This window comes from Pseudoalteromonas sp. MBR-15 (assembly GCF_053628915.1).
In genome coordinates, this window is the sequence record NZ_JBRJHH010000001.1 from 134,651 (window position 1) to 146,440 (window position 11,790).

At 41.8% G+C, this 11,790-nt stretch carries 10 protein-coding genes; 6 read left to right on the plus strand and 4 right to left on the minus strand.

Translation table 11 applies throughout. From position 1 onward, the window contains the following. The first annotated feature begins 11 nt into the window (after positions 1-11). Complete coding sequence (locus ACSSVW_RS00535) at positions 12-1,988, plus strand: ligand-gated channel protein (protein ID WP_421420183.1); 1,977 nt, start codon at positions 12-14, stop codon at positions 1,986-1,988. Positions 1,989-2,133: 145 nt separating this feature from the next. Here the strand turns inward: ACSSVW_RS00535 and ACSSVW_RS00540 are convergent, their stop codons facing one another. The 4 genes from ACSSVW_RS00540 to ACSSVW_RS00555 are packed head-to-tail and all read right to left on the minus strand — an operon-like array spanning position 2,134 to position 7,078. Beyond that, a complete protein-coding gene (locus tag ACSSVW_RS00540) occupies positions 2,134-3,180 on the minus strand; it encodes a pectinesterase family protein (RefSeq protein ID WP_421420185.1) in 1,047 nt (348 codons plus the stop codon). 9 nt (positions 3,181-3,189) lie between these two features. Then, positions 3,190-4,131, minus strand: a complete 942-nt coding sequence (locus tag ACSSVW_RS00545) for a sugar kinase (protein ID WP_421420187.1) — start codon at positions 4,129-4,131, stop codon at positions 3,190-3,192. Further along, entirely contained in the window at positions 4,131-5,618 is a 1,488-nt protein-coding gene (locus ACSSVW_RS00550) for a UxaA family hydrolase (protein ID WP_421420189.1), read from the minus strand. Before ACSSVW_RS00550 ends, ACSSVW_RS00545 begins: the two co-directional genes overlap by 1 nt. 2 nt (positions 5,619-5,620) lie before the next feature. Continuing rightward, complete coding sequence (locus tag ACSSVW_RS00555; RefSeq protein ID WP_454178613.1) at positions 5,621-7,078, minus strand: tagaturonate reductase; 1,458 nt, start codon at positions 7,076-7,078, stop codon at positions 5,621-5,623. A gap of 241 nt (positions 7,079-7,319) precedes the next feature. On the opposite strand from ACSSVW_RS00555, the gene kduD reads away from it, so the two are divergent. The 5 genes from kduD to ACSSVW_RS00580 are packed head-to-tail and all read left to right on the plus strand — an operon-like array spanning position 7,320 to position 11,751. Next, complete coding sequence (gene kduD / locus ACSSVW_RS00560) at positions 7,320-8,084, plus strand: 2-dehydro-3-deoxy-D-gluconate 5-dehydrogenase KduD (protein ID WP_118845217.1); 765 nt, start codon at positions 7,320-7,322, stop codon at positions 8,082-8,084. A gap of 15 nt (positions 8,085-8,099) precedes the next feature. Then, the gene (kduI, locus tag ACSSVW_RS00565; RefSeq protein ID WP_036972286.1) at positions 8,100-8,942 is read left to right on the plus strand and encodes a 5-dehydro-4-deoxy-D-glucuronate isomerase; all 843 of its coding nucleotides are present in this window, start codon (positions 8,100-8,102) and stop codon (positions 8,940-8,942) included. Between the two features lie 36 nt (positions 8,943-8,978). Beyond that, positions 8,979-9,968: a TRAP transporter substrate-binding protein gene (locus ACSSVW_RS00570; RefSeq protein WP_036972284.1), complete on the plus strand. Its 990-nt coding sequence runs from the start codon at positions 8,979-8,981 to the stop codon at positions 9,966-9,968. Further along, positions 9,965-10,450, plus strand: coding sequence for a TRAP transporter small permease (locus ACSSVW_RS00575; RefSeq protein ID WP_036972283.1), 486 nt, complete (start codon positions 9,965-9,967; stop codon positions 10,448-10,450). Before ACSSVW_RS00570 ends, ACSSVW_RS00575 begins: the two co-directional genes overlap by 4 nt. Then, a complete protein-coding gene (locus tag ACSSVW_RS00580) occupies positions 10,450-11,751 on the plus strand; it encodes a TRAP transporter large permease (protein WP_421420195.1) in 1,302 nt (433 codons plus the stop codon). The genes ACSSVW_RS00575 and ACSSVW_RS00580 overlap by 1 nt, the downstream gene beginning before the upstream one ends. The last annotated feature ends 39 nt before the right edge of the window (positions 11,752-11,790 follow it).

The following is an 11,790-nucleotide window of genomic DNA, read 5'->3' on the forward strand; positions in this document are numbered from 1 at the left end:
GGAGTATTATTATGACGAGGGTTGTTCCTTCTGTTTTACCTCTCACCGCTGCTGTCTTAGCAGGCCTATCTCATTTTGCATACGCTGATGATAAAAAACAAGACATGGAAGTGATTGTTGTTTCTGCATCTGGGTATGAGCAAATGCTAAAAGAGGCACCTGCAAGTATTAGCGTGATTGATCGTGAGCAGCTAGAAAAGCGTTTTTACCGTGACTTAACAGATGCCATGACCGACGTACCCGGTGTGGTTGTGACCGGTGGTGGTGATAGAAAAGATATCAGTTTGCGTGGTATGGCAAGCCAGTACACTTTGATTTTAATTGATGGCCAACGTCAAACCTCTCGCGAAACTCGTCCAAACAGTGATGGCCCAGGTGTTGAAGGGGCATGGACACCCCCTATTTCAGCCATTGACCGAATCGAAGTTATTCGTGGCCCTATGTCATCACTGTATGGCTCTGATGCCATTGGTGGGGTTATCAATATTATAACCCGTAAAACACCCGAAAAGTGGTATGGCGAACTGCGTTTAGACAGCACCATTCAAGAATCAAGCGAATCTGGCAACATTAATCAAGGTAGTTTTTTTACCGCGGGTGGCTTAATTCCAGAGTTGCTAGGAGTTCAGCTTTCTGGGCAGTTCTCTGAGCGTGATGAAGATGACTTTGTTGCTGGCTTTCGAGGTAAAGAGCAAAGCAATATCAAAGCGAAGTTTATTTTAACGCCATCAGATAACCACGAAATTATGTTTGAGGTGGGCTCGGCAAAACAAAAACTGGATGAAACTTTAGGTAAAACTGTCGCGCCTTTAGCGCAAGGCGAAAGCTGTGGCCGACGGGGGTGTCCTGAGTCGTCAACCACAGAGTACGACCAAGAAACTTATTCGCTTAGCCATAATGGCTTCTACGATTTTGGCTCATCGCGCAGCTATCTAAAATACGATAAGTTTGATAACACCTCGCGTGAAATGTATGTCGAAAATACCGACGCGCAAACAAGCTGGACACTGCCATTTACCAATCATAATGCAAGCGTTGGTGCGGCGTATTTAAAAGAAGAACTGGATGATTATACGAGTAATAGCATCAGTGATTTAACGCATGTGGAAAACGAGCAATGGTCGGTGTTTGCAGAAGATGAATGGTCTGTATCAAAGCAATTTAAACTGACCACAGGGCTTCGTTATGATCATGATGGTAACTTTGCGGGTCACTTTAGTCCGCGTTTATATGGTGTATACAATGCCACTAAGTCGCTGACTGTGAAAGGGGGAATTTCAACAGGCTTTAGAGCACCGAATATTCGCCAATCTACTCCAGCGTGGGGACAGGTAAGCCGTGGTGGTAATATTTATGGTAACCCAGACTTAATCCCTGAAAAGTCCGTAAACTACGAAATGGGGATTTATTATGATATCAGTCGCGATTTATCGCTCTCAAGTACGGTGTTCTACAACGAGTTTAAAGATAAAATTACGCGTATTTCTTGCCCATTAACGCAATGTACAGATGGTCCGAATCAGTTTGGTTCTCTGCCTACAACTTACACCAATGTTGATGAAGCAGTAACACAAGGGTTTGAGCTGTCGGTTTCTTACGATATTACCAGCGAGCTTGATGTGAGTGCTAATTACACCTACACCGATTCTGAGCAAAAAACTGGTGAATACAAAGGCAGTCCACTTAATCAATTACCTAAACACATTTTACAAACCTCACTTAATTGGCGCCCGGTAGATAAACTAGGAACGTGGCTGCGTGTGCATTATCGCGGTGAAGAAAGCCAACCTACGACAGGTCCATCGCAAAATAGCTTAATTGCGCCAGACTACACTTTGGCAGACATGGGGGGTAACTATGATTTAAGCCGACGAATTACACTTGGCTTTGGTGTGTATAACCTATTCGATAAAGAAATATCAGAGGCAGAGTATGGTTATGTAGAAGATGGTCGTCGCTACTGGTTGTCAGTGGGTGTTAACTTTTAAATGTGATGAGTAATATGAGTGTGGCGTAATTATGCCACACTCATATTTATCGAACGAGGTTGAGTGCATACCTGTGAGAGGTGAGTAACGATATAACTTACAGTGACATTGAAACCCAAAGCATGCACTCTAAAGTTAACGCAACTTATTTCAACTGAAATGCATCAGTTTTAAAATTTTGAGTAGCCAGCTGTTGTTCCAGCATCTGCAATTGTTGCTTGGGCTGCCATTCGCCTTTGAAAACCCAGTCAACAAGGTTGTTTTCTTCTATATTGAGCTGTTTCGGTTGGAAGTTATCATCTAACCAAGCATACGGGGCTTTGTTATTGGCGAAGAAATAACGGGATCCCCAACGATTTGGTTGGTCTCTTTGCTTATCCGCATAGGTTTTTTTAAAGATAGGTTTATCGGCCAAGTTATCAGAAAACTGATTTCCTAATAAATAAAACTGGGCATCATAATGATGTCTGCCAAGCCAAAAGCCTTCTACGCCATTAAATTCACTATTAGCAACAACAAACTTTTGTTCGCTACTCAATTCGCCATCATGCCAAAGAGTCGCGGTTTGTTTTAAGTTGTAAAATTGAGAATGCTCAATGAGGGCGGTACCTCTTGGGCAAACCATATCTGTAGCCCCAGTGAAAGAGCAGTAAGAGTGGTAATAAAGACCCTCTTTTTTGTTCCAAAGACTCACTGTATCAGCACCATAGGCCTGTACGTTACATTGATGAAAGATGATTCTTGATGCGTTTTCAAAGCCGCGGATCGCAAACTGATGTTCAAGTGTGTTATGAATTTTTCCGTAATCATTGATAACGGAGATATTGGCGAGTGTTATGTCACTGCCAGTGATGTTAACCACGGCAGCTCCCCAGTCACTGTCATTGTGTTCTCGCCAACTATTCCTCAACTGCGCGTAACGAATGATAGTATTAGCGGCGGATTCACCGACAATACTGAGGTTACTGCGGGTGATAAACAGTTTTTCGTTGTACTCACCAGCTGCAACAGTGATCACCACCTCTTTATAGGGGCTACTCGCATTAATTGCAGCTTGAATGCTGTTATAGGCATGCTTATTATTTTTTTCTACATGCATAAATGTGACAGGCTCGGTGCCAATTGCAGGCGTCGCAGCAAAAACACTCTGCGCAATAGATAACACCACGAGCAATAATAAAAATAAACGCATACTTGTCTCCTAAAGTGTGCTGTTTAGTATTGAGTTATCTATTGGGACGATGGCCCCTCGTTGTTGAATAACCTGTCCTGCAACGAGATTTCCAGCCTCTGCACAGCTTGCAATGTCATGGTCTAGCAACCAATAACTTAAAAACCCCGCATTAAATGAATCACCTGCTGCAGTGGTATCAACAACATTATCTACCAGTCTGGCATCATACTGATTGACAATACTGTGACTATTTTCACTGTATTGACATCCCTTTTCACCGGTTTTAATGACCAGCTGCCTTACACCTTGTTGATGCAAGTGCTCACGACATTCTGTGAGGTTGTTAAAGCCCCAAATTTGGGCTTCATCTTCAAATGTCACCAAGGCTAAATCAGCAAGCTGATACATACGGTTGTTGCTCTGTTGGCAATGAGATTGAGATGCCCAAAGCGTTGGCCGGTGGTTACTATCGTAGATAATTTTAACACCATGAACTTTTAGATCAGCCAATACATTAAGTAAAATATTACAATCATCGATGGGCAAAATTGCGAGTGAAATACCCGACAAATAAACTGCATCGACTGCTTTTAACTGGCTAACAATATCTGCAAATTTAGCATGGCGAACGAGGTATTTTGCCGCAGAATCATTACGCCAATATTGAAAAGTGCGTTCGCCATGGGCGTCAGTTTGGATCATGTATAAACCAGCATGCTTGTTACTGTCAGTTAATACTGTGTCACAGTTAACCTGGTAGTCTTGCCAGCGAGTAATCATTGCTTGGCTTAACGCATCCTCACCCATCACAGTGACGTAATTGACATCAATGCGTTCGCTTGCCAATTTTTTCATGTAAATGGCTGTATTCATGGTATCGCCACCAAAGTTTTGTTGCATTTCGCCAAAAATGGCCCCTGACAACTCCACCATACATTCCCCAATAATGGCAATTTTCTTTTTTGACATTAGAGGGTTACTCCTTTTTTCCAGATGGCTACTTCACGAATATCATTCACTTCATTACAGGTTGGTTTACCATTCACTACATCCACCAACAAATCGACAAATTCTTGATGAACTTCAGGCATGGTTTTGCCATTCACCAGCACACCAGCATCGAAGTCGATCCAGCGGGTTTTCTTTTTCGCAAGCTCTGAATTAGTGGCTATTTTTAAGGTAGGCACAAAACCACCGTAAGGCGTACCTCGCCCGGTGGTAAAGAGCACAATATGACAGCCCGCAGCTGCAAGTGCGCTGGTGGCAATGGGGTCATTGCCGGGGGCGTTGAGTAAATTGAGTCCTGGAGTACTTAATCGTTCACCATAATCGAGCACGGCCTGTACTTTGCTGGTACCTGCTTTTTGAGTACAGCCCAACGATTTGTCTTCTAATGTAGTTATGCCGCCTTTTTTGTTACCCGGAGACGGGTTTTCATAAATGGGTTGGTTATGCGCTTTATAGTAACCTTTAAAATTATTTACCATGCTGACAAGCTGGTTAAAGGTGTCTTCATCTTTACAGCGAGACATTAGTAAGGTTTCTGCACCAAACATTTCGGGTACTTCGGTCAGTACGGTCGTTCCACCTTGAGCAATTAAGTAATCAGAAAAATAACCTAGCATTGGGTTTGCTGTGATACCGGATAAACCATCACTGCCACCACACTCAAGACCAAACTTTACTTCACTCAGCAGACCGGGTTCACGTTTATCATGTTTAATTACATCGTAAATTTGTTCTAGCAGCGCGACACCATCTTCTACTTCGTCATCGGAATGTTGAGATATTAAAAATTTTATTCGATTCTCATCAATATCACCTAACCCCGCTTTAAAGGCGGCAAGCTGATTATTCTCGCATCCTAAACCGACAACTAATGCACCACCGGCATTAGGGTGTAATGCCATATCTTGCAGTAAAATTCTCGTGGTTTCTAAATCGTCACCTAACTGTGAACACCCAAATTGATGAGGAAATATATGAACCCCGTCAATGCCAAGATCGGGGTGATTCCGTAGAAACTCATCTTTCATTTGTTTGATCATACCGTTGACGCAGCCAACTGTTGGAATCAACCAAATTTCGTTACGTATACCAATTTCGCCATTCGCTCTTCGGTATATATTCACGGGGGGGGAGGGCTCAGCAGGAGCTTGACTGACAAATTCAGGCTGATATTGATACTCTAACTCATCATGCAGGGTCGTTTTAATGCTGTGGGTATGAACCCAAGCACCTTGCTTTATATCTTCAAGAGCAAAGCCAATTGGAGCGCCATATTTTATAACACGGTCATCTTTTGAAATTGCCTTTAACGCAATTTTATGTCCTTTTTCGATGTCGTCTAATGCGGTGAACGAGAAGTCTTCAAACTCAATGTGTTCACCCGCACTAATTGGGCTCAGGGCAATAGCAACATCATCAGTATTATGAAGTCTTAATAACTGTGCCATGATTATAATTCCACTTGTTTTGATAGTGTCTCTTCAACAGAGGTCGTAAGCATGCTGTTAAGCTGTTCTGTTACTAGATCAGTCAATCCTGTCAGTTCATTGAGATCTTTCTCCCAATGCCACTCAGCGCCAAGCACACTGCTGACAAGTTCTTTCAATGTTATCGCACCATCTTGGTGCTGTTGCCAAATGGATTTGAATAAAGTGATCCACTCAGGACTATCTGAGAGCTCAATGGGTTGACCATTCCGCTCGCCGCGGTAAAACAAAATTTGCCCCGCAATTGCTGTCGCAATAAGTGCTGGAACGGTTTTATTATCGACAATATACTGCTCTAACTGCGGCAGTAATCGCGTTTTAAATTTGGTCATACTATTCAGTGATATCGACATAAGTAAATGACAAATATACGGATTTCTAAAGCGATTAAGCACATCATTGGCAAATACCTGCAATTCATCTTTAGGTAAAGATAGCGTGGGAATAATCTCCTCAAAAATCAGTTTACTTACATATTTCTCGATTAATGGTGAGGCGAGCGCTTCGCCCACAGAGTCGATATTTGCCATATAGGCCAAAGGCACCATCGCAGTATGTGCACCGTTTAAAATAGCGACTTTACGTTGTTTGTAAGGGGCTATATCGTCAACAATTTTAATATTGACATCACTGCCTTCTAAACATAATACGTCAGCTAAATGTTGCGGCCCTTGAATAACAAATAAATGAAAATATTCAGCTGTGACCATGAAGTTGTCGTAGTAGCCAAATTGTTCTTGCAAGTGTTGATGTTCATCACGTGGGAAGCCCGTCACGATGCGGTCAACCAACGATGAGCAAAAATAATTATGCTCGTTAAGCCAGCTAACAAACTCGCTGGGTAAATCCCATAGTTGGCAGTACTTGAGGACAATTTCTTTTAATTTTTCACCATTATAATCAATTAGTTCACAAGGAATGATGATCATGCCGCGATCACTTGCACCGTTAAAGTGATTAAAGCGGTGAAATAACCATTGAGTTAATTTCGCAGGGAAGGCTTTTGCTGGCTTATCAGTGAGTGAGTCTTCGCTAATGTACTCGATGCCTGCTTCGGTTGTATTAGAAAAAATTAACTTTAGATCTTCACTTTCTGCGAGCTGTAAATATTTATCGAATTCTTTATAAATAGGAATTTCTTCGTTTACACAGCTAATAATGCGTTCATTAGATACCGATTCACCTTGCTCATTAATGCCTCGAATAATACTGGTATAGAGACCATCTTGAGTATTAAGTAGCGGTAATGTGTCGTAATCAATTGGTCTAATAATGGCGACACCCGCGTTTAAACCTGTTTGTTCATTTAATTTGTCGATTTGCCAATCCACAAAAGCGCGTAAGAAATTCCCCTCACCGAATTGCATTATAGTCGTCGGGTATTTGTTTTTATTGACGTTTTTTCTATTTAGTGTGTACATACATTTGACCCATTTTTAACCTTAATTGGCGTGTTGATTTTTACATCTTAGACATATTTGCCACCGGTGGCAAATAAAATTTGACAAATTGCCACCGGTAGCGAAGAATGGCTATTAACAACTTTGTGAATGTTTTTACAACTTGTTTATTAAAGTGGTGTTAAAACAGGCATTCAAACTTTTGTATCATCTTATTTGAAGAGTCTGATACAGAGAGTTAACAGATAAAAAGGTTAATTTTATGACAACACAGCTATTCGATTTAAAGGGGAAAACGGCTTTAGTAACAGGCGCGAGCCGTGGCTTAGGAAAGCAAATTGCAATGGGATTAGCCGCTGCTGGGGCTGATGTGATCTGTAGCAGTAGTCGTGAGCATGGTTGCGAAGAAACATGTAGCGAAATAGCTAAAAGCGCATCGAAAACATGGGATATTGCCGCTGATTTGAGCGATGCCAAAAGCGTGTCAGCATTAGCAGAACAAGCGTTATCGGTTAATGATGGCATCGATATTCTGGTCAATGTGGGTGGCACCATTTTTAGAAGTCCCGCTATCGATTACCCCTACGATGAATGGCAAAAGGTGATAAAGGTTAACCTTGATGCCAGCTTTTTACTTGCTCAGGCATTTGCACCGAAAATGATCGAAAAGGGTCAAGGTAAAATTATCAATATTGCATCCATGCTGTCATACAGTGGCGGAATGACTGTGCCCGCTTACACAGCAAGTAAACATGCTATTGCAGGCGTTACCAAAGCCTTAGCAAATGAATGGGCACAATATAATATTCAGGTTAACGCGATAGCACCTGGGTATTTTAGAACAGATAACACGCAAGCGCTTCAGGATGATCCTGGGCGTAATAGCGAAATAGAAAAACGTATCCCAGCAGGGCGCTGGGGAGAAGCTGAAGATTTAATTGGTACCGCAATCTTTTTATCATCACGAGCCAGTGATTATGTCAATGGACATATTTTGGCAGTTGATGGCGGATGGTTAGCACGTTAGTAGGAAAATAAAACAATGAACACAGAAATTGAATCACGTTACGCAGTAGGCCCAAATGAAGTAAAAGGGTTTGACACTGAGCAATTGAGAAACGAGTTTTTAGTCGACAAATTAATGCAAGCAGACAAAGTGTATTGGCTTTATACCCACTATGAACGTTTTATGGTTGGCAGTGCAGTACCTTTAAATAACGCATTAACGCTTGAAACATTAGATAACTTAAAAGCGGCCCATTTTCTTGATGGTCGCGAATTGGGCATTATCAATGTTGGGGGCAAAGGTAGTATTACAGCGGATGGTGAAACTTACTCATTAGACTATAAAGATGCACTTTACTTAGGTCGGGGTAACAAATCAGTGTCTTTTCGCAGTGATGATGCTAAAAACCCAGCTAAATTTTACTTAAATTCAGCACCTGCGCATCACAGTTACCCAAATAAACACGTTACTAAACAAGATGCTAATGTACTTCATTTAGGAAGTTTAGAGACATCGAATGAGCGTAATATCAACCAAATGCTCATCAATACAGTGGTACAAACGTGTCAACTGCAAATGGGCTTAACTGAACTTAAGCCCGGTAGTGTGTGGAATACCATGCCAGCTCATCAACATGATCGTCGTAACGAAGTGTATTTTTATTTCGAAATACCTCAAGAGCAAGCGGTCTGTCACTTTATGGGTGAGCCAACAGAAACGCGGCATTTATGGATTCATAATGAGCAAGCTGTGGTCTCGCCACCGTGGTCAATCCATTCTGGTGCAGGGACACAGAATTACAGCTTTATCTGGGGGATGGCTGGTGAAAACTTAGATTATGACGACATGGACAAGTATCAACCGCAACAATTGAGATAGTCCACATTTAACAGAACACACAATGAAGAAATAATAATGAATAGAAATCTTCTTTACAGCGTTTTTGTGGTTTTTACGCTTGGTTTTATAACCAGCTGCAGCAATGACAACAAAACCACACGCTTGACGCTTGCCCACACGCTGGATACCCGGCATGTGGTGCATCAAGCGATGGAGTATATGGCAAAACGTTTAGATTACTATTCCAACGGAAGTATGGAAATAGTGATCTATCCCGGTGGTCAATTAGGGTCAGAACGAGAGCTTATCGAGTTGCTACAAATAGGTAGTCTTGCTATTACCAAAGTGTCTGCGAGTCCACTTGAGGGCTTTGTGCCAGAAATGAAGGTGTTTGGTATTCCTTATCTGTTTAATGACAGTGCGCATTTTTGGCGCGTATTAAACAGTCAGTTAGGCCAAGACATGCTTGATAAAGTATCTTCTGCAAGACTCAAAGGGTTAGGTTATTACGATGCAGGCAGCCGAAGCTTTTATACGACCCAAAAACCCATTCACACGCCTGAGGATTTAATTGGTCAGAAAATTCGTGTATTAAATAGCCCCACGGCCGTTGCGACGGTACAAGCTCTGGGCGGTGCTGCAGCACCTATTGCGTGGGCTGAGCTGTATTCGGCTCTGCAGCAAGGGGTTGTTGACGGCGCTGAAAATAACCCACCCAGTTATTACTTATCTCGCCACTATGAAATTGCGAAGTACTACTCGTTAGATGAACATACCTTTGTGCCTGATGTTATTTTGGCCAGCCAAGAAGTGTGGGAGTCCTTGAGTGAACAACAGCAAACATGGCTAACTAAAGCCATGGCTGATTCTGTTGAATACCAACGTTCACTCTGGCAATCAGCATCGGATGAAGCGCTTAAAGCGGTTATTGAGGCCGGCGTTGAAGTTACCTACCCCGACAAAAAAGCGTTTCAGGATAAAGTCGCCGATTTTCATGCTTCATTTGCAGGTACGCCTGTTGAGCAACATATCAAGGCTATCAAAGCGATGGGGGAGGCAAAATGACAAAGCTAAATTCACATCTTAACTCATTGATAGAACGTATTTTGATAGTAGCGATGATCGCCATCGTGGCTGTCGTGACTTGGCAGGTGTTTTCGCGTTTTATTTTGCGTTCGCCAAGTTCATACACAGAAGAGTTAGCACGTTTTTTATTAATGTGGATTGGGGTTTTAGGCGCATCGTACGCATACAGAACTCGCGCCCATTTAGGACTTGATCTGTTCTATCAAAAAATGGTTCCGACACTACGCAGAAAATGCACCTTTATTATTGAATTATCGGTATTGATAACCGCATCTTGCATTTTAGTGTATGGAGGCAGTTTGTTAATGATGCTGAGTTTTGAGCTTGAACAAAGCTCGGCAGCTCTGGGTATTAATATGGGCTTTGTTTATGCTGTATTGCCGTTAAGTGGCCTATTAATTGTATTTAACTGCGTTGAAAATATTGTTAATTGCTTAATGAATGTGATGGAGGAATCATAATGGAAATAACAGCCATAATTCTAATTGTGTGTTTTTTCATCTTACTGTTTATTAATGTCCCTATTTCTATTTGTATCGCATTATCGACACTGATTGCGCTTACGTTACATATGGATTTTACGCCAGCAAGTATTACGATTTCCCAACAGATGATGGGCGGTCTGGATAGCTTTGCCTTGTTAGCCATCCCATTCTTTATTTTGTCTGGTTTAATTATGGGCCAAGGAGGCATAGCCAAGCGTTTAATTGAGTGTGCTATGGCAATGATTGGCTTCTTACCCGGTGGTTTAGCGCTTGTGAATGTAATGTCGTGCATGATGTTTGGTGCTATTTCGGGTTCTGCTGTTGCAGCTACGTCGGCTATCGGTAGTTTTATGGTGCCAGAAATGAAAAAGCACGGTTACAGCGAAAACTTTGCAGCAGCAGTCACAGCAAGTGCGGCAACAACAGGTATGCTAATACCCCCGAGTAATATTCTTATTATTTACGCTATTGCGAGTGGGGGAGTATCGATTGCAGCCTTATTTATTGCGGGTTATTTGCCGGGTATTTTACTCGGTTTAGCACTGATGATGGTGTGTGCAATTTATTCTATTAAGAACAATTACCCTGTGACAGCGCGACTGCCTTTTTCGGTCATGTTCGAAAAAATAATCGCAGCATTGCCCAGTTTATTACTTGTTTTTATTGTGATTGGGGGCATTATTGGTGGTGTTTTTACGGCGACAGAAGCCGGGGCCGTTGCCGTGATTTATGCTCTCGTCCTTGCTGTGTTTGTGTATAAAGAAATTCGTTTAAATGAAATGCCTCAGTTATTACTTAAGGCCTGCGAAACAACCGCCATTGTGATGCTTATTATTGCTGCATCTTCGGCAATGTCGTGGCTTTTGTCCTATACGCATATTCCACAAATGGTCAGTGAATTCTTTTTAACATTAAGTGATAACCCAATAATTATTTTGTTATTAATTAATTTAATTTTGATACTTGTGGGCGCATTCATTGATATGACGCCAGCTGTACTGATATTCACACCGATATTTTTACCGGTGGCAATGCAATTTGGTATGTCTCCTGTTCAGTTTGGTATCATGATTGTTCTCAATTTATCGATAGGATTAGTGTCTCCGCCAGTGGGGAGTGTATTATTTGTAAGTTGTGCAGTCGCAAAAACAGCGATACATAAAATAATAAAACCCATGATGCCACTCTATTTAGTGATGTTTCTGGTACTAATGTTGGTTACGTATGTACCTGCAATTAGTGAATTTTTACCACGCTTATTCGGTTTATTAGATTAAAATCACCAAAGAGGTGCATGTCGCCTCTTTTGTCATTTA

Bases quoted from the DNA above. Each gene is read 5' to 3' on its own strand.
- ACSSVW_RS00555 (WP_454178613.1), bottom strand. From the start codon at position 7,078: ATGTACACACTAAATAGAAAAAACGTCAATAAAAACAAATACCCGACG.
- ACSSVW_RS00575 (WP_036972283.1), top strand. From the start codon at position 9,965: ATGACAAAGCTAAATTCACATCTTAACTCATTGATAGAACGTATTTTG.
- ACSSVW_RS00545 (WP_421420187.1), bottom strand. From the start codon at position 4,131: ATGTCAAAAAAGAAAATTGCCATTATTGGGGAATGTATGGTGGAGTTG.
- ACSSVW_RS00580 (WP_421420195.1), top strand. From the start codon at position 10,450: ATGGAAATAACAGCCATAATTCTAATTGTGTGTTTTTTCATCTTACTG.
- ACSSVW_RS00540 (WP_421420185.1), bottom strand. From the start codon at position 3,180: ATGCGTTTATTTTTATTATTGCTCGTGGTGTTATCTATTGCGCAGAGT.
- kduD (WP_118845217.1), top strand. From the start codon at position 7,320: ATGACAACACAGCTATTCGATTTAAAGGGGAAAACGGCTTTAGTAACA.
- ACSSVW_RS00550 (WP_421420189.1), bottom strand. From the start codon at position 5,618: ATGGCACAGTTATTAAGACTTCATAATACTGATGATGTTGCTATTGCC.
- ACSSVW_RS00570 (WP_036972284.1), top strand. From the start codon at position 8,979: ATGAATAGAAATCTTCTTTACAGCGTTTTTGTGGTTTTTACGCTTGGT.
- ACSSVW_RS00535 (WP_421420183.1), top strand. From the start codon at position 12: ATGACGAGGGTTGTTCCTTCTGTTTTACCTCTCACCGCTGCTGTCTTA.
- kduI (WP_036972286.1), top strand. From the start codon at position 8,100: ATGAACACAGAAATTGAATCACGTTACGCAGTAGGCCCAAATGAAGTA.